The organism is Nocardioides sp. DN36 (assembly GCF_055380375.1).
The window spans coordinates 2,737,203-2,753,928 of the sequence record NZ_AP043823.1 but is presented as its reverse complement, the minus strand read 5'-3'; the positions used below and the strand labels follow the sequence as shown (position 1 = coordinate 2,753,928).

Below are 16,726 nucleotides of genomic sequence, written 5' to 3'. Positions count from 1 at the left end.
GGTGCCGGTCAGTCGTCGAGGAACGCGATCTCCTGCAGCAGCGCGTTGCGTCGCTCGTGGGAGAGGGCGGTGACATCGGGGGCGGTGGGGTCCACCGCGAGCGGCGTCGGCGCGATGGTCGCGGGCTCGACGACGAGCGGCGCGGCGACCGCCACGGCCTGCGCCTCCGCGGGCACCTCGGGCAGCGGGATGCTCGGGACGGCCAGGCCGGCCACGGGGATCGTGCCGGCCGGCACGCCGGCGACGGGTACCTCGGGCACAGGGGCCTCGGCGACCGGGGCGTGCGGGACCGGGGCTTGCGGGACCGGGAGGCCGGTGACCGGCAGACCTTCCACCGGGATGCGCGCAGCGGGGATTCCGGTCATCGGGACCTCGACCACCGGGACCTCGGCCACGGGGGCGGAGGTGGGCGGCACCGGGACGCTCGGGACGGGGACCTGGTGCGGCTCCGCCGGCACGGCCGCAACGGGGGCGGCGGGGGCGGCGTCGAGCTCGGGGGCGGCCGCGGCCGCCGCAGCGGCCTGGCGGGACGCCTGGAGGCCGACGCCGAAGACGGTGCGGATCACCGCGGCCATCTCGCGCAGGGTGTCCTGGGCGGCGTCCGGGGCGAGGACCTGAGTGGGGCGTTCGGCGGCGATCGTCATGCGGACCAGCTCCTCGAGAAAGCGGTGGGGGTGTGCAGGGAGTAGGGGAGCGGCTCCACCGTCACGGTGGTCTTCACCTCGGCGAAGTCGCTGAGGAACGAGAGTCGGTGGAGCAGGAAGGTGCGTGCCGTCTTGGTGCCGGTCAGGGTGACCCGGCCGTCGGGATAGATCGTGAACGTCTGGCCGGACACGGTGATCCCGTGGACGGTGGCGTCCTGCCGGGCCGCCGCGAGCGCAGTCACCGCGGTCTCGCGGGTGGTCGGTCCCTTCGCGGCGACGGCCGCCGCGGCGTAGCCGGCGGTGCGTACGTCGTCGGGCTCCGAGACCTTCGTCAGGAACACCGAACCCGCGTCGACCGCGAGCACGCCTACAACGAGTGCGACCAGGAATGCCAGGCCGCGAAAGCTGAAGAGCTGCAGTGGTCCACGCATGATCTCGTTCCTTGGCGTGAAGATCTTCTGATGAAGCGGGGCGGCACTCGGTTGAGTGCCGCCCCGCCGGCTCGTGAGCTGACGATCGAGCCTGCCTAGAAGCACCGTCGGCTCACGTCAGTTCACTCGGATCAGGAGCAGGCCGCGCCCTTCGTGGACTGCAGGCCGCCGCTTCCCTCCATGTACTTCCACTCGGTGCCAGAAGCATTGGCGCTGGCTGCCGTGTTGTAGCCAGAGATGCAGAAGTTTCCTGCTGCGGGAGTGCCCTTGATGGTGAAGGTCGTAGCGCTGTCGTGCTTCCAGCCTGCGGTCTCGAGGGCAGTCTGGTCGTAGACGGTCGTGCTGGTGGGGTTGTCGGTGGCGATGGTGGCAGCCACCGTGGCAGCGTTCTTGAGGTCGGACTTGATCGACGCGTCTACGCCCTTCTGACGCTGGTTCAGGAACACTGGAATGGCGATGGCGGCGAGGATGCCGATGATGATGATGACAACGAGGAGCTCGATCAGGGTGAAGCCCTGGTCCTTCTCCTTCATGGACTTCTGAAGTCGAGCGAGCATCGTGTTCTCCTGAAGACAGGTTCCGAGGGGTGTCGCGGCGAGCCCCCCGGGGGTGGAGAGCTCGACGCTCTTGTCGAAGTGATCGTCGGTCGTGAGACGAATGGGCTTTAGGCTCGCTGAGAGAAATCTGCTGTCGCGACGGGGGAGCGCTAGTCCACAAAGCGGGTCGCGGTCCGAGCACCACCGGCTCAGCCAGTGGCTCGGCCTGGATTGTCAACCAGGAACATTTTCAATCCCGCACTTGCATGGCTCGTGCCAACTCCGGTTGACGCAATGGGATGGCCGTACGTAGCCGAACATTCCGGAATGTCTAGCCCTTGAGGCTGCGCGTCGATGAACGGAAGGAGCCGACCAAGCGCACTCAGCTCGCATCCGGCTTCTCCCGCTGTGCCCGCGGGAGCCTGACGCTCGATGCCGGAGCCGACCTGGAGATGGCGCACCAGGTCGGCTCCGGCTTCGTTGTTGTGACGAGTCGCGGTGAGGCGGTCTGGCAAGAGACGTGCCCCGACAGTGGACTCGCGTTGGTTTCCTAGCGGACCCAGGGATCGATCAGTTGATCTGTGTCCACGTAGGGCTCGAGAGTGCACAGGTTCCACTTGCCGAGAACCCGGACTGAACGCCGCCAGCGCTGCTGTCGTACGAGAGGTACTTGTCCTTATCGCTCGAACCGGCATTCTTCGCGCGCACACAGAAGCCGCCCGCAGGGCCGCCAGCGACCTCGACGGTGTTGCCCGAGGAGGGCTTGAAGCCAGCTGCGACGAGGTTCGTCTTGGTGGCCCCGATGGTCTCAGGCGTGGATGCGGCGGTGTTGAAGAATCCGGCCATGGTCGGGTAGTCCGTGGCGTACGTCTCGGCGGCCGTCGCGGCGTTGCGAAGGTCCGACTTCATTGACGCGTCGACGCCCTTCTTGCGCTGGTTGAGGAAGACGGGGATCGCGATGGCGGCGAGGATGCCGATGATGATGATGACGACCAGGAGCTCGATCAGGGTGAAGCCCTGGTCCTTCTCCTTCATCGACTTCTGCAGTCGAGCAAGCATGTTTCTCCCCCTGGAAGACAGGTAAGGACTGGTTGCGCGGTTCCGCACCGGCCTGCCGGGGGTCCTGACGCTTCTGACGGACTGAACTTCGGTCGCCCGCCGACCCCGCTTTAGGGCCCGGCCGAAGAATCTCCGCGGACCTCTTCGGAGGTTAGAGCGCACGATCGCCGCGAGCCTCAAGTCCACCCCCACCGGTGCCGATGACAACCGAGTAAGGGACCTGCCCGATCGGGCGTCCGGCATCGACGATTCGGAGGGGACCGATGTCGCAGCCTCCTCGGGACAGCGGCTTCACGCTGCTCGAGCTCATGGTCGTGATCGGTCTCGTGGGCCTGCTCGCTGCGCTCGGCGTCGGCGCCTGGAAGAGCTGGACGGTGGCCGAGGCGCAGAAGGGCGCCGCGACGGACCTGCAGACGCTCATGCGCCAGACCCAGGTCCGCGCCGTCACCGAGGGCCAGAACTTCTGCGTCAAGTTCGACACCACCGCCAACACCTACACGGTCTACCGCTACGCCTGCGCCCCGACCGGAAACGTGAAGGTCAACGGTCCGTTCGACCTCGGCGACTCGCGGCTGCAGCTGACCGCGGTGAGCTTCACCGCGGTGGCGCCGGCGACCAGCACCGAAGTCACCTTCAAGGCTTCCGGCACGGCGACCCCCGGGGGGCTGAAGATCACCAGGACCGGCTCCAGCAAGTCCTACACCCTCGACGTGGAAGGGTTGACCGGCCGTGTCTCCGTCTCCTGAGCCTGAAGCGCGCGACTCGCGCGCCGATGGCTTCACGCTCGTGGAGGTGATCGTCGCCCTCGGCATCTTCATGGTCCTGGCGGCGGCTGTCGCGCCGCTGCTCGTCGGCGGGCTCCGCAGCACCGCGGTGGCCCGTGACATCAGCCAGTCCAAGGGTGTCGCGCAGGCGCAGCTCGAGAAGATGCGCGACATGCCGTTCTACGTCGGACGTGCGGCCGGCGACTACAAGGACGTCCTGGACACCTACTACCGCGACCGTTGTCCCCCGGGGGTGACCGCGCCCTGCGCTGCGGGTGCGACCGCGACCGTCATCCCCAGCTGCGCCACGACCACGCTCACCGCGTTGCCGCCGACCAACTGGACGGGGTACGTCGGGGCCTCCGGGACCCACTGCGTCTGGGAGCCCGCCGGCCAGCTCTACCGCGTCGTCATCAACCCCGTCGTCGCGCCGGGCCTGGGCGTCTTCTCGACGGTGATCTCGACCCAGTTCCTCTCAGCCGGCGACTCGCCGACGGCGGTGGCGCCCGCCAGCGACTACACCTCGCAGACCGCGGTGAAGGACACCCCGCCCTCGACACAGATCGGTGTCACGGTTGCCGTGTTCTACAAGTCGGCGTCCGGGGTCCACTACACGGTGACCTACAGTCAGGTCGAGCAGGCGAACCCGATCGCCCCGCTGCTCACGTCCGAGGCCAGGAGCAGCACGGTGCGGGTCTCCTCCGCGCTCGACGCCGACACGACCCTGCTCGAGCAGCTCGGTGTGGTCAACCTGTCGGGGGAGCTCTACACCGGCTCGCGCGTGGTGACCACCGCCTCGGCGGCCACGGCGGGGAACTCCCTCGGTCAGCAGATCAACGGCGCCCAGGTGAACTTCGTGGCGCCCGTCGACCAGGCGGCGGCATCCGCGAACGCCGGAAACGTCAGCTTCCCCACCAGCGGCTGCAACTACCAGTGCTTCGGCGACACCTCGGTCGACCAGGCCTCGGCCCTGGCCTCCAACGGCTTGCCCCGCGCGGGGACGGCCGCGGCGCCCGTGCGGGCGATGATCCCGACCGGCGCCAACAGCGACGGCTTCCGCTTCTCGAACGCAACCACGACGATTCCGGCACTCAAGCTCGACGCGTCGAAGCCCATGGTCTCCCTCGACACGACCACCCCCGGGAGCATGCTGCCGATCAGCAACTGCGCGACCACGGCCGGCTCCGTCCCGGCGTACCTGACCGGCACCGGCTTCCTCGACGCCACCTCGTCTGCGGTGTCCGCCTGTGCCACGGCACAGTCCAACGCGGTGCGGCTGTTCCCGACGACGTTCGCCCCCAAGGGGGTCGTCCGGATCACCCTCGACAATGCCCGGGCGTCCTGCTCGGTCACCAAGCCCGGACCAGGCATCGCCGATGCGGCCTACACCGCCTCGATCTCGTACTGGAACGGGTCCTCCTACACGACGCTGACGCCTGCCCTGAGCAGCAGCAACACTGTCGACCCGCTCGCGGGACTTCCCCTCGGCACGAGTGTCGACGCCTCGGGACTCACGCTCGGTGACTACATCTCCTCGTGGCGGTCGCTGACCCTCAGCGGGGTGCGGAAGACAACCGGCACCACAACGGCCCAGGCGACCCTCCCGGGCGCCATTTCGATCACCACCCGGCCGACCCGGGACTCGGACCCCACCTCGACGATCTCGATCGACGTGGGCACGGTCTCCTGCGACGTGGGGGACAGCCGATGACCAGCGCCACGGACGACGAGCCCACGCCCGACGCCGGCTTCACGCTGGTCGAGCTCCTGGTGGCAATGGGCCTCTTCTTCCTGCTCATGAGCATGGTCATGCTGATGGTCACCTCGGTCAGTCGTGCCGCCAAGGACACCCGCCAGTTCACGAACATCAACGAGCAGGCACGGATCGCCACCGAGCGCCTCACCCGGGAGCTTCGGCAGGCCAAGGAGCTGCGCGCGGTGAGCCTGCCGGCAGCGGCGGGCGGGGACGTGACCTTCACCTTCGGCGTCGACTTCAGCGGCAACGGGACGGTCGACGACGTCGCGGCAGACCCCGAGGTGCTGACCTACCGCTACGACTCGACCAACCAGAAGCTGACCCTGACAGCCAACGACGAGAGCGGCGTCGCCGTCACCCGGCCGATCCTCTCGGAGGAGGTCAGCGCCTTCCAACTCGACTTCCGCTCGTCCCTGTGGAAGTACGACGGCTGCAAGACCACCGACGCGGCGGGTGCACCCACGGGCACGCCCGACGGGATCACCTCCTGGACCGAGCTGGACACGGTCTGCGGGGGCGGCAACCACAACAGCGTCCTCGACTCGGGCGAGATCGACCGGATCGACCTGGTCGCCGTCACGCTCAGCGTCCTCGAGGGCGCCCACAAGCAGACCTACCAGACGCAGGTCAGCCTGCGGAACCTTGCCCTGAGCTGAGCTGAGGTGACCGTGAACCGCCTTCTCCACCGACTCCGTCCTCGTCAGCGCGACGAGCGAGGCGTCGCCCTGATGACCGTCATGCTGGTGATGGCGCTGGTGAGTGCGCTCACCCTCACCATCTGCGTGATCGCCACCAACAACCTGGTCTCGGCCCGGCTCGCCCAGCAGGCCGGTGCGGCGGTGAACGCCTCGGATGCGGGTGTCGCCCAGGCCGTGACCTACCTGCGACGCAAGGGCGTGAGCAAGATCAACGCCTGCTGGAACTCCGACGGCACCCAAGCGGCCGCGTGCGCCACGAGCTGGGGGAAGTCGGCCAGCCCGACGACGGTCACGATCGGCGGCAAGGCGGCCCAGTCGTACAACGTCTGGATCAAGCCGATCGCACCCTTCCCGGCCAACAAGCCGGGCGTCTACCGGGTCACCGCGACCGGCGTGGCCGGCGGGCCGGCAGGCCGCACCGTGACGACGGACGTGTACGTGAACCCGTTGCCGTTTGTCTTCGGCATCGTGGCCGCCTCGGTCGACGGAGGCGGAAACGCGGGAGTCCACCACGAGTCGATCTTCTCCACCGGCTGCGTGACCGGGCGCTCCAAGATCGCCTTCGACGGGCTCGACGTCGCCTACGGCATCCCCGCCGCGGTGCACACCTCCGGTCTGATCTCGACCAAGAACGGCAACGGCTCCTGCTCGGGCCAGCTCATCCACGACTCGGATCCCTGCAACACGACCTACCCCTACGACCAGGACAGCCTCGGGGCGACGTTGCCCACCACCTCGACCTGCTACAACAAGGCTCGCTCCGTCTACGGCAACCTCGCTCAGTTCAACGACACCAACAGCGTCGCCTACAACTACCCGAGGACGTCGTACATCGACGAGGCCACGATGGCCTCGAAGTTCATGGCCAAGCGTCGACCGTTCACCGACGCCCAGCTCGCCCAGCTGAAGGCGACGGCGCAGAGCGACGGCACCTACTACACGTCCACCACCTTCACGGTGCCTTCCGGTCCGGACGCGTTGCTGTACTTCGACCTGACCTCGACGAACCCCGGGGGGACGGTCGACCTCAACGACCTCGCGGTCTCCCCGTGGAACCGTGACCACGACCCGGCGACCTGCCCCTCGCAGTCGCTGATGGTCATCATCGAGGGCGGCAACGCCAGGATGAACTCCAACAGCAAGCTGTCCGCAGCCGTGTTCCTGGTCTCCGGCGACCCGTACGGCAACGTCTCCAAGGCCAACGGCACTGCGACGTTCACCGGGACCCTCTACGCCAACAACGTCGACCTCACCGGCACGGCGGACATGTGGATGGACCAGTGCTTCATGAACAACATCCCTCCGGCGCTCACGTCGATGGAGACTCGCAACTACCGCGAGGTCGATCGCTGATCCGTCGGGGACGACGGACCGGCCAGCAGCAGAGGCGAGTAGTCAGAGCGGCGTCAGTCACAGGTGTCTCGACGACGCCCGCCTGCGCTCGCTGCTCGACCTGCGGGACCGGGAATGCCGCCTCCGTGAGTGGTCTCGACGACGCTCGCTGCTCGACCACCGGAGCGTGGGGCATGCCCGACCACCGGAGGGGGCCGCCCTTGCGTGACGAGCAGGAAGCTCAGCCGATCATGTCGAAGACCTTGAAGATCGGCATGTAGAGCGCCACGATCATCGACCCGACGACACCGCCCAGGAAGGCGATCATCAGCGGCTCGATGAGGGCGGTGAGGGACTCGGTCATCGCCTCGACCTCCTCGTCGTAGAACTCCGCGATCTTGTTGAGCATCTGGTCGATGGCGCCGGCCTCTTCGCCGGAGGCGATCATCTGGACGACCATCGGCGGGAAGACCTCGTGCTCGGCCAGCGGGCCGGCGACGCTCTCGCCGCGGCGTACGGACTCCTGGACCTGCTTGAGTGCCCGCGAGATGACGATCGAGCCGGTGGTCTCCGAGACGATGTCGATCGACTGCAGGATCGGGACTCCCGAGGAGAGCAGGGTGCCGAGGTTGCGGGAGAAGCGGGTGAGCGCGAGCTTCTGGAAGAGCTTGCCGAAGACCGGCAGCCGCAGCTTCAGGGGGTCGACGACGTTGCGCACCCGCTCGCTGCGGCCGAACTTGCGCCACCAGGCCACCAACGCGATGAACGAGACCACACCGATCGGCAGCAGGAACTTCATCGCCCCCGACAACATCACCAGGATCTTGGTCGGCAGCGGGAGCTCGCCGCCGAGGTCCTCGAACATCTTCGAGAAGACGGGGACCACGAAGATCAGCATCGCGATGCACATCAGGATCGCGAGGATGAAGACCACGACCGGGTAGGTGAGCGCGGCCTTGATCTTGCCGCGCAGCTTGACCTCGGCCTCGAAGTTGTCGGCGATCTGGCGCATCGCGCCGTCCAGGAAGCCGCCGGCCTCGCCGGCCTTGGTCATGTTGATCATCAGCGGCGGGAAGGACTCGGGGAACTTCGCGAACGACGCCGACAGGCTCAGACCGGCCTCGACGTCCTGCTTGACCGCGCGCAGGATGCGGCGCAGCTCGGGGTTGTCCGACTGGTCGGCCATGATCGTCAGCGCCCGGATCATCGTCAGGCCGGCGTTGATCATCGTCGAGAACTGCCGCGAGAAGACCGCGAGATCCTTGGTCTTGACCCGCTTCTTGCGTCCGAGGCTGATCTCGCGCTGCATGCCGACGTTCGCCGGCTTCACCTCGAGCGGGACGTAGCCCATCGCCCGGAGCTTGTCGGCGACCGCCGCCTCGGAGGCGGCCTCGACCTTGCCCTCGGCGAACTTCCCCGAGGCGTCGCGGACCTTGTAGGCGTACTGCGTCGCGGTCGTGCTCACGGGTGTCTCCTGGGGCGGTGGTCGAGCGAGCGGGCGGTCACTGCCAGCTCGGGGTGGCGCGCTGGGCGGTCGAGCCGGCCAGGGTCTCGAAGTCGGCGCGGTTCGTGCAGGCCTCGAGGCCCGCGGCGTGGGTGATCCGGCCCGCGCGCACCAGCGCCGCGAGGTGGGCGTTCAGCGTCTGCATCCCGTCCTTGGCGCCGGCCTGCAGCGCGCCCTGGATCTGCTGCAGCTTGTCGTCGCGGATCATCGCCCGGATGCCGGTGTTGCAGACCATCACCTCGACGGCGGCGGCCCGGCCCAGGCCGTCCGCGGTCTTCACCAGGGTCTGGCAGACGACGCCCTGCAGCGTCGCGGCCAGCTGGGTGCGGACCTGCTGCTGCTGGTCGGAGGGGAACACGTCGACCACGCGGGTGATGGTGTCCTGGGCCGACTGCGTGTGCAGCGTCGCCAGGACGAGGTGGCCGGTCTCGGCCGCGGTCAGGGCGACCGAGATCGTCTCGAGGTCGCGGAGCTCGCCGACGAGGATCACGTCGGGGTCCTGGCGCAGCGCGTGCTTGAGGGCCGCGCGGAACCCGTGGGTGTCGCCGCCGACCTCGCGCTGGTTGACCAGGCAGCCGCGGTGCTCGTGGAGGAACTCGATCGGGTCCTCGATGGTCATGATGTGGCCGCGACGGGAGCGGTTGATCTTGTCGATGATGGCCGCGAGGGTCGTCGACTTGCCCGAGCCGGTGGGGCCGGTGACCAGGACCAGGCCGCGGGGGAGACCGGCGAAGGTGCCGAGGACCTCGGGCATGCCCAGGTCCTCCAGCGGCACGATCTCCCACGGGATCACGCGCATCACCGCACCGAGCGCCTCGCGCTGCTGGAAGACGTTCACGCGGAAGCGCGCGTGGCCCGGCACGGCGTACGCGAAGTCGAGCTCGAGCTCCTCCTCGAACACCTTGCGCTGGCGCTCGGTCATCACGCCGTACATCACGCTGCGCAGCTGCTCGGCGTCGAGCGCGGGGAAGCCGGGGATCGGCTCCATCTCGCCGCGCACGCGCACGGTCGGCGGCGCGTTCGAGGTCAGGTGCAGGTCGGAGCCCTTCATGCGCAGCACCTGGATCAGCAGCTCGTCGAGCACCAGGCCGCGCTGGCCGAGACCGCCGTCCGGGGAAGGGTGCGTCGGTTGGGCGGTCGGCGCCGGGGGTGCGTACGCCGGCTGCGAGGGCTGGACCGGCTGCGGCGCGGTCTGTACCGGCGCAGCGACCGGCGCCGCCACGGGGGGTGCGGCCGGTGTGGCAGGGGCAGCCGGGGCGGTCGGCGCGGACGTGCCGGCGAACGAGAGGCCGAAGCCGTTCTTGAGTACTTCGTTCACGGGGGTGCTCCTCCGAGCGGGCGCAGGTCGAGGGTGTGGCCACCCTGTTCATCGGCTGCGCGGCGCCCGGACTTGAGCCAGGGCCCGTGGGTCGCGGTCAGGAGCCGACGAACTCGACGAAGTCGTCCGCCGTCGTCTCCGCACACCACCCGGCGACCTCGCCGGGATCGCGCAGCCCGCCGCCGTCCGAGGAGAAGATGAAACCCTTCTCGGGGGTGTCCACCTCCCCGACCCGCGACCAGGCCCGGATGCAGTAGCGTTCCCCGGCCCCGTCGACGGACACCGCCAGCTCGGTCGCCTTGGCGAACCGCAGCTGGCCGCTTCCCGCCAGGGCGGCACCGTCGTCGGTGTAGCTCAGGTGGTCGACGTAGTAGGTCTCCTCGAGCGTCGCCATGTTCTTCGCGGCGGACTTCAGCTCGGCGTTGATCTTCAGCTGCCGGTGTGAGGTCGGAGCCTGCTTCGCGTGCTCGGCGCCGTCGTCGCTGCCGCAGGCGGTCAGGGTCGCCGCCGCCGCGAGCACGGCGGCAGCCGCGGACAGGCGACGAACCCGGGGTCGGGCAGGGTGAAGGGGCATCGGTACAGGCACCTCGTGTGGTGGGGCGGCAGTGGAAGGGGGATCGGGTGGAGCTAGGCGACGACGCGCAGGACTTCCTCGATGGAGGTCCGCCCCTGGGCGACCTTCAGCCAGCCGTCGTGCTTGAGCTCCGACATGCCCTGCGCCATGGCGGCCCGGGTGATGTCGTCGGTGGACGCACGGGCGACGGTGAGCCGGGAGATCTCCTCGGTCACGCTCATCACCTCGTGCAGGGCCAGCCGCCCGCGGTAGCCGGTCTTCGAGCACGCGGAGCATCCGACGGGCCGGTGCAGCGTCGGCAGCGGCTCGCCCTCCTGCCACGGGTAGCCGACCCGGAGCAGGTCGGCCGGCTCCGGGGTGTAGGCGACCTTGCACCGGCTGCACAGCGACCGGCACAGGCGCTGGGCGAGCACCACGTCGAGCGCGGAGCCGACGAGGAACGGCTCGATCCCCATCTCCACGAGCCGGGTGACCGCCGAGGGTGCGTCGTTGGTGTGCAGGGTCGAGAGCACGAGGTGGCCGGTGAGCGCGGCCTCCACGGCGATCTGGGCGGTCTCGTGGTCGCGGATCTCACCGATCAGCACGATGTCGGGGTCGGACCGCAGGATCGAGCGCAGCGCCGAGGCGAAGGTCAGGCCGGCCTTGGTGTTGGTCTGCACCTGGTTGATGCCGGCGAGGCGGTACTCCACCGGGTCCTCGACGGTGATCACGTTGACGTCGGGCCGGTTCAGCTGGTTCAGCGTCGCGTAGAGAGTGGTCGACTTGCCCGACCCGGTCGGGCCGGTGGCCAGGATCATCCCGTAGGGCTTGGAGTAGGACTCCGAGAAGCGCCGGAAGTTGTCCTCGCTGAAGCCGAGGTCCTGCAGCGCGAGCTGGGTGTTGGTGTTGTCGAGGATTCGCGCGACGACCTTCTCGCCCCACACGGTCGGCAGCGTCGCGACGCGCAGGTCGATGCGGCGACCCTGGTGGTTGACGGACATGCGGCCGTCCTGGGGGACCCGCCGCTCGGCGATGTTCATGTCCGCCATGATCTTGAGCCGCGAGATCACGCCGTTCTGGATGTTCTTCGGCGACCGGTGGGCGTCCTTGAGCACGCCGTCGATCCGGTAGCGCACCCGCAGGTCCCGCTCGGTCGGCTCGATGTGGATGTCGGAGGCCCGGTCGGAGATCGCCTGGGTGATGAGCAGGTTCACGAACCGGACGACGGGTGCCTCGTCGGACACCTCGGTGAAGTTCGCGAGGTCCTCGGTCTCCTCGTCGGCGGTCAGGTCGGAGGTGAGGTCGTGCAGCTCGCCCTCGGCCCGGTAGACCTGGTTGATCTTGGTCTCGATCTCCGCGCGGTTGGCGATGGCGAAGCGCACCCGGCGCCCGGTGACCCGGCCGAGGTCGTCCTTGAGCTCGATGTTGCCCGCCTGCCGCAGGCCCACGGCCACGACCAGCTCGCCGTGCTCCATCCGCAGCGGCAGCACGCTGGCCCGGCGCGCGAACTCACCGGGCAGCAGCGCCGCCGCGCCCATGTCCACGGTGTACTCGGTGAGCTCGACGTACTCCAGCCCCGCCTTGGCCGCTGCCGTGCGCACCACGTCGGTGCGGTCGACGGTGCCGTCCTCGAGCAGCACCTCGAGGACGCTGCGGGCGCGCTGCGGCGCCACGAGGGCGGCCGCGTCGACCTGCTCGGTGGTGAGGAGCCCCGCGTCGAGCAGGGCGTTGACGGTCTCGCGGGAGGCTTGGGCTTGCACGGTCACTCCTGGGGGATCACGGACAGCGCGGCGACCGGGTTGTCGCGGTAGCGCAGGATGAGCTCCCGAGTGGCCTCGTCGATGCGTTCGTGGAGGGCGCGGCGGTACGCCGTGAGCTGCTGCTCGGCGGTGCGCAGCCGCTGCTGGGCGTCCGCGACCTGGTCCTCGTCGTGCGGGTCGACCTCGGTCACCCACATCTCGCTGAGCACCGGCAGGTCCGGCAGCGGGTCGGCCGCGCGGAAGCTGACGAGGGCGCGCCGGGTCTGCCCCGACCCGGTGTCGCCGAGCACCCGCACCAGGTCGTCCACGCTGAGCGGGACGGCGGTCCCGGACTCCGCGTCCAGGACATCGATGCGGGCGTGCACCAGGCGGCGCCAGTAGGACACCTTCTCCTCCTCGGCCTCGAGCCGGTGCCGGTAGCCCCGGAGCTGCTCGAGATCGAGCGAGGCGAGCTCGGCGGAGGGCACCGTGGAGGTGACCGAGCGGCGACGGCCGTCGCCCGAGATCTGCGGACTCATCTTCATCACACCCGTTCGTCGACGAGCAGGGGGTCGACCCCTGCACGCTTCAGCATGACGGAGATGTCGTGGGTGTTGGAGCTCACGAGCTTCGCGTCGCGCACCGAAACGGTCCCGTCGAGCACCAGCCGGACCAGGTGCTGGTCGAAGGTCTGGGTCCCGGAGTAGCCGCCGGCGGCGATGATGTCGTCGATCGTGTCGGTCTTGTCCGGCTCGGCGATCGCCTCGGCCAGCCGCGGACCGTTGACCGCGATCTCCATCGCGACCGCCCGGCCGACGCCGTCGGCGCGGGGGACCAGCCGCTGGCAGACGATGCCGCGCAGCGACGTCGCCAGCCCGAGGCGTACCTGCTTCTGCTCGTGCGGCGGGAAGAAGTCGATCACCCGGTTGACCGTCTCCTTGGCGTCGGTGGTGTGCAGCGTCGACATCACGAAGTGACCGGTCTCCGCGGCCGACAGGGCCGCCTTGACGGTGTCGACGTCGCGCATCTCGCCGATGAGGATGACGTCGGGGTCCTGACGCATCGCGGCCCGCATGGCCACCGACCAGTCGGCGGTGTCCGTGCCGAGCTCGCGCTGGGTGACGCTGGCGAGCTTGTCGCTGTGCACCACCTCGATCGGGTCCTCGATGGTGAGGATGTGCACGGCCCGGGACTCGTTGATCTCGTCGACCATCGCCGAGAGGGTCGTGGTCTTGCCCGAGCCGGTGGGGCCGGTCACCAGGACCAGTCCGCGCGGCTCGAGGGCCAGCTGGCGGATCACGTCGGGGAGCTCGAGCTCGGCGAGCGACATGGGGTTGTGGCGCACCAGCCGGAGCACGCAGCCGGCGGTGCCGCGCGAGCGGAAGGCGTTGACGCGGAAGCGTCCGATCCCCGGCACGGACAGCGCGTAGTCGGCCTCGTTGGTCGCGGCGAACTGCGCGGCCACGTCCGGGGGCATGGTCTCGCGGATCAGTGCCTCGGCGCTGTCGGCGGTCAGGGGGTCGGCCTGCAGAGGGACCAGGGTGCCGGAGATCCGAACGCGCGGCGGCCCGCCCACCTTGATGTGCAGGTCCGAGCCGTGGTTGACCACGACGGCCTGCAGGAACGGAGCGATCTGGAGCGTCAACGGGGGGCCTCTCGGTCGGCGGTCGACGGTGCGGCGGGGGATCTCGGTCCTCCTCTGTATCGGTCGGGGAGGCCCCCTTCTGTAGACCGCGGCCCGAGAACCTCGTGACGGGAAATCCGGGGCCGCCCGTCAAGTGACGGGCCCCGGTCGCCGATGACCAGTTCGACCCGTCCACCACCACCACTCCGAGGATTCGATGGCACGCACCCTGGTCGGACTGGACATCGGCAGCACCGGTGTCCGCGCAGCCGAGCTCGTCCCCGGACGACGCCGGTCGACCCTGCGCCGCTTCGCCTCGGTCCCGCTGGCTCCCGGCGTCGTGCGCTCGGGCATCGTCGTCGACGGCGAGGCCCTGACCGCGGCGCTCAAGGAGCTGTGGTCCAAGGGCCGGTTCGGCTCCAAGGAGGTGAGCCTGGCGATCGCCAACTCCGGGGTGATGGTCCGGCAGATGGTGCTGGACTGGATGCCGCCCGCGGACTTCCGGCAGGCGCTGCGCTACCAGGTGCAGGACGCGCTGCCGATGCCGGTCGACGACGCCAACCTCGACTACCACCTGCTCGACGAGCTGGAGCTGGCCGAGGGCAACGAGGACCCGCGTCGCGTGGCCCGGATCCTGCTGGTCGCCGCGGCCCGCGAGGTCGTGGACCCCTTCGTGGACGCGGTCCGCGGGGCGGGCCTGCGCACCCGGGGCGTCGACCTGCTGCCCTTCGCGCTGGTCCGGGCCCGGACGCCCGGTGGCCTCGACCCGGCCGGCGAGGCCGAGGCGATCGTCGACATCGGCTCCGACGTGGTCTCGGTCGTCGTGCACGCCGGCGGCGTGCCGCGCTACGTGCGCATCATCCCGGGCGTGGGGGGCGACTCGATCACCCAGGCGGTGGCCCAGCGCTACCAGTGGACCTGGGACGACGCCGAGCGCACCAAGGTCTTCGTCGGCCTCCCCGGCCACGCCCGTCTCGACGAGTCCCAGCGCGCCACGGTCGCGCCCCGCCACGACGGCCTCGACCACCCCGCCCAGCAGGTCGTGGTCCGGGCCGCGACCGACCTGGTCGGCGAGATCGGCACCACGCTCGACTTCTACCGCGCCTCGGCCATCGAGGCCGCCGGCGAGGCCGCCGCGCCGACCGAGGTGGCCCGGGTGGTGCTGGCCGGGTCCGGCGCCCGCCTGGCCGGCCTCCGCGAGCTGCTCGAGGAGAAGGTCGGTGTTCCTGTGGAGCGCTACGACGTGATGGCCCACGTGAAGGCGGCGCACGGCGCGCGCTTCGACGCCGACGACGAGGGCGCCCTGGCCGTGGCGGCCGGGCTCTGCGCGGGAGCGGCGCGATGAAGCTGCGCGGCGCGGCCCACCACCCCGCACCGGGGCTGCCGCGGGTCAACCTGCTGTCCCAGTCGGAGTTCGACCGGATGGCGGTGCGTCGGATGCGCCGGCGCTTCGTCGCCGGAGGCGTCGTCATGGTGCTGCTCGCCGGGGCGGCCTGGTTCCTCCAGCACCAGCGGGTCGCCGAGGCCGAGAAGCTGGTCGCGGTCGAGCAGGCCGAGACCAACCGGCTCAGCTCGCAGACCCAGACCCTGACCACCATCCGCACCTTCGTCACCGGCGTCGCCGCGCAGAAGCAGACCGTCGCCACGACCATGGCGCGGGAGATCTACTTCTCCAAGGTGCTCGCCGGGATCCGGGAGGCCAGCCCGTCCGGCACGACGCTCCAGTCGATCGCCGTGACGCTCGCGGCTGCGGCGGGCACGGCCCCCGCACCCGCCGCCGGTACGACGCCCGTCGGCTCCTCGGTATGCCCGGGACCCGACCCGTTCAAGACCGAGACGATCATCGGCTGCGTGACGCTGTCCGGCACCGCCGTCAGCCGCGCCGAGGTGGGGGAGCTGGTGACCAACCTGGGCAGCATGGGCCTGTTCGTGGAGCCCTTCATCTCGACCACGACCGCCGGGGACACCTCGACCGTGACCTTCAGCGGCTCGGTGGGGCTGTCCGAGAAGCTCTTCAGCAACCGCTACGCGCCGGCCGACACCACCGCTTCGACCGACCCGGCCGCCCCTGCCGATCCGGCTGCCCCGGCCGCCCCCGCGACGACGGACGGGGGTGCGTCCTGATGGACCTCAGCACCCCCAACGCGACCAAGGCTGTCGGCGCCCTCGCGCTCCTGGCGCTCGGTGCGGTCAGCTGGGTCGCGGTCATCGGCCCCGAGACCAGCACGCTCGCCGACACCCGCCTCCAGGTCGACTCGGCGCGCCAGCAGAACGCCGTGCTGACCCAGCAGCTGTCCCAGCTGGAACAGCAGCGGGGCGAGGTCGCCGCGACGCGGCGTACCGCCCGCGCGCTGGCCACGAAGTTCCCGCCCACCGCTGACCAGCCGGGCCTGTTCCGGGAGGTCACGGCCGCGGCCGTGGACGCCGGCATCGGCCCCAACGGCGTGACCACCCTGGCGCCCACCCCGCCGGTGATCGGTGCGGGCGCCGGCGCCGGCGTCACCGCCACGCCGACCCCGGGATCCGGGCAGCTGGCCAGCCAGACCGTCTCGGTCTCGGTCACCGGCAGCTACGACCAGACGCTGCAGCTGCTGGAGAACCTCGAACAGATGCCACGCGCCTACCTGATCGACTCGGTCAGCCTCTCCGGGGGCGGGACCGACGGTGGGTTCACCACCACCATCGCGGGCCAGATGTTCGTCATGCCGCCGGTCGTCGACCCCGGCAAGACGATCAACATGAACGCGACGACCCAGAACTGACCGGGG

At 69.9% G+C, this 16,726-nt stretch carries 17 protein-coding genes; 7 read left to right on the top strand and 10 right to left on the bottom strand.

What is annotated here, in order from left to right:
- Positions 1-8: 8 nt before the first annotated feature.
- The 4 genes from ACZ43H_RS14100 to ACZ43H_RS14085 all read right to left on the bottom strand — a co-directional run bounded on the left by ACZ43H_RS14100 (position 9) and on the right by ACZ43H_RS14085 (position 2,670).
- Positions 9-644 carry a hypothetical protein gene (locus ACZ43H_RS14100; RefSeq protein WP_464583762.1) on the bottom strand — a complete coding sequence of 212 codons (636 nt, stop codon included), beginning with the start codon at positions 642-644 and terminating at the stop codon, positions 9-11.
- On the bottom strand, positions 641-1,075 hold the full coding sequence (locus ACZ43H_RS14095; RefSeq protein ID WP_464583760.1) for a hypothetical protein: 435 nt from the start codon (positions 1,073-1,075) through the stop codon (positions 641-643). The genes ACZ43H_RS14100 and ACZ43H_RS14095 overlap by 4 nt, the downstream gene beginning before the upstream one ends.
- Positions 1,076-1,206: 131 nt before the next feature.
- Positions 1,207-1,608, bottom strand: coding sequence for a prepilin-type N-terminal cleavage/methylation domain-containing protein (locus ACZ43H_RS14090; protein ID WP_464583758.1), 402 nt, complete (start codon positions 1,606-1,608; stop codon positions 1,207-1,209).
- 573 nt (positions 1,609-2,181) lie between these two features.
- On the bottom strand, positions 2,182-2,670 hold the full coding sequence (locus tag ACZ43H_RS14085; protein ID WP_464583756.1) for a prepilin-type N-terminal cleavage/methylation domain-containing protein: 489 nt from the start codon (positions 2,668-2,670) through the stop codon (positions 2,182-2,184).
- 263 nt (positions 2,671-2,933) lie between these two features.
- Here ACZ43H_RS14085 and ACZ43H_RS14080 point away from each other — a divergent pair, with 263 nt between their 5' ends.
- The 4 genes from ACZ43H_RS14080 (at position 2,934) to ACZ43H_RS14065 (ending at position 7,241) form a co-directional block, all read left to right on the top strand.
- A complete protein-coding gene (locus tag ACZ43H_RS14080) occupies positions 2,934-3,416 on the top strand; it encodes a GspH/FimT family pseudopilin (RefSeq protein WP_464583754.1) in 483 nt (160 codons plus the stop codon).
- Positions 3,400-5,145 (top strand): type II secretion system protein, encoded by a 1,746-nt coding sequence (locus tag ACZ43H_RS14075; protein ID WP_464583752.1) that lies wholly within the window; start codon positions 3,400-3,402, stop codon positions 5,143-5,145. The genes ACZ43H_RS14080 and ACZ43H_RS14075 overlap by 17 nt, the downstream gene beginning before the upstream one ends.
- Positions 5,142-5,846 (top strand): PilW family protein, encoded by a 705-nt coding sequence (locus ACZ43H_RS14070; RefSeq protein ID WP_464583750.1) that lies wholly within the window; start codon positions 5,142-5,144, stop codon positions 5,844-5,846. The genes ACZ43H_RS14075 and ACZ43H_RS14070 overlap by 4 nt, the downstream gene beginning before the upstream one ends.
- A gap of 72 nt (positions 5,847-5,918) precedes the next feature.
- Positions 5,919-7,241: a hypothetical protein gene (locus ACZ43H_RS14065; protein ID WP_464583748.1), complete on the top strand. Its 1,323-nt coding sequence runs from the start codon at positions 5,919-5,921 to the stop codon at positions 7,239-7,241.
- A 220-nt stretch (positions 7,242-7,461) separates the two neighbouring features.
- Here ACZ43H_RS14065 and ACZ43H_RS14060 read toward each other — a convergent pair whose 3' ends face one another.
- The 6 genes from ACZ43H_RS14060 to ACZ43H_RS14035 form a co-directional block, all read right to left on the bottom strand.
- Positions 7,462-8,685 (bottom strand): type II secretion system F family protein, encoded by a 1,224-nt coding sequence (locus tag ACZ43H_RS14060; RefSeq protein ID WP_464583746.1) that lies wholly within the window; start codon positions 8,683-8,685, stop codon positions 7,462-7,464.
- 37 nt (positions 8,686-8,722) lie between these two features.
- Positions 8,723-10,042 carry a type IV pilus twitching motility protein PilT gene (locus ACZ43H_RS14055; protein ID WP_464583744.1) on the bottom strand — a complete coding sequence of 440 codons (1,320 nt, stop codon included), beginning with the start codon at positions 10,040-10,042 and terminating at the stop codon, positions 8,723-8,725.
- 97 nt (positions 10,043-10,139) lie between these two features.
- A complete protein-coding gene (locus ACZ43H_RS14050; protein WP_464583742.1) occupies positions 10,140-10,616 on the bottom strand; it encodes a hypothetical protein in 477 nt (158 codons plus the stop codon).
- Between the two features lie 53 nt (positions 10,617-10,669).
- Positions 10,670-12,355 (bottom strand): GspE/PulE family protein, encoded by a 1,686-nt coding sequence (locus tag ACZ43H_RS14045; protein ID WP_464583740.1) that lies wholly within the window; start codon positions 12,353-12,355, stop codon positions 10,670-10,672.
- A gap of 2 nt (positions 12,356-12,357) precedes the next feature.
- The gene (locus tag ACZ43H_RS14040; protein ID WP_464583738.1) at positions 12,358-12,873 is read right to left on the bottom strand and encodes an RsiG family protein; all 516 of its coding nucleotides are present in this window, start codon (positions 12,871-12,873) and stop codon (positions 12,358-12,360) included.
- 5 nt (positions 12,874-12,878) lie between these two features.
- Complete coding sequence (locus ACZ43H_RS14035; RefSeq protein WP_464583736.1) at positions 12,879-13,979, bottom strand: type IV pilus twitching motility protein PilT; 1,101 nt, start codon at positions 13,977-13,979, stop codon at positions 12,879-12,881.
- A 196-nt stretch (positions 13,980-14,175) separates the two neighbouring features.
- On the opposite strand from ACZ43H_RS14035, the gene pilM reads away from it, so the two are divergent.
- Genes pilM through ACZ43H_RS14020 form a run of 3 tightly spaced genes read left to right on the top strand, consistent with a single transcriptional unit; the run spans position 14,176 to position 16,720 of the window.
- On the top strand, positions 14,176-15,303 hold the full coding sequence (gene pilM, locus ACZ43H_RS14030) for a type IV pilus assembly protein PilM (RefSeq protein ID WP_464583734.1): 1,128 nt from the start codon (positions 14,176-14,178) through the stop codon (positions 15,301-15,303).
- Positions 15,300-16,082 carry a hypothetical protein gene (locus ACZ43H_RS14025; RefSeq protein ID WP_464583732.1) on the top strand — a complete coding sequence of 261 codons (783 nt, stop codon included), beginning with the start codon at positions 15,300-15,302 and terminating at the stop codon, positions 16,080-16,082. Before pilM ends, ACZ43H_RS14025 begins: the two co-directional genes overlap by 4 nt.
- Positions 16,082-16,720 (top strand): hypothetical protein, encoded by a 639-nt coding sequence (locus tag ACZ43H_RS14020; protein ID WP_464583730.1) that lies wholly within the window; start codon positions 16,082-16,084, stop codon positions 16,718-16,720. Before ACZ43H_RS14025 ends, ACZ43H_RS14020 begins: the two co-directional genes overlap by 1 nt.
- Positions 16,721-16,726: the final 6 nt, after the last annotated feature.

Bases quoted from the DNA above. Each gene is read 5' to 3' on its own strand.
- ACZ43H_RS14020 (WP_464583730.1), top strand. From the start codon at position 16,082: ATGGACCTCAGCACCCCCAACGCGACCAAGGCTGTCGGCGCCCTCGCG.
- ACZ43H_RS14090 (WP_464583758.1), bottom strand. From the start codon at position 1,608: ATGAAGGAGAAGGACCAGGGCTTCACCCTGATCGAGCTCCTCGTTGTC.
- ACZ43H_RS14025 (WP_464583732.1), top strand. From the start codon at position 15,300: ATGAAGCTGCGCGGCGCGGCCCACCACCCCGCACCGGGGCTGCCGCGG.
- ACZ43H_RS14070 (WP_464583750.1), top strand. From the start codon at position 5,142: ATGACCAGCGCCACGGACGACGAGCCCACGCCCGACGCCGGCTTCACG.
- pilM (WP_464583734.1), top strand. From the start codon at position 14,176: ATGGCACGCACCCTGGTCGGACTGGACATCGGCAGCACCGGTGTCCGC.
- ACZ43H_RS14040 (WP_464583738.1), bottom strand. From the start codon at position 12,873: ATGAGTCCGCAGATCTCGGGCGACGGCCGTCGCCGCTCGGTCACCTCC.
- ACZ43H_RS14095 (WP_464583760.1), bottom strand. From the start codon at position 1,075: ATGCGTGGACCACTGCAGCTCTTCAGCTTTCGCGGCCTGGCATTCCTG.
- ACZ43H_RS14065 (WP_464583748.1), top strand. From the start codon at position 5,919: ATGACCGTCATGCTGGTGATGGCGCTGGTGAGTGCGCTCACCCTCACC.
- ACZ43H_RS14085 (WP_464583756.1), bottom strand. From the start codon at position 2,670: ATGCTTGCTCGACTGCAGAAGTCGATGAAGGAGAAGGACCAGGGCTTC.
- ACZ43H_RS14080 (WP_464583754.1), top strand. From the start codon at position 2,934: ATGTCGCAGCCTCCTCGGGACAGCGGCTTCACGCTGCTCGAGCTCATG.
- ACZ43H_RS14100 (WP_464583762.1), bottom strand. From the start codon at position 644: ATGACGATCGCCGCCGAACGCCCCACTCAGGTCCTCGCCCCGGACGCC.
- ACZ43H_RS14050 (WP_464583742.1), bottom strand. From the start codon at position 10,616: ATGCCCCTTCACCCTGCCCGACCCCGGGTTCGTCGCCTGTCCGCGGCT.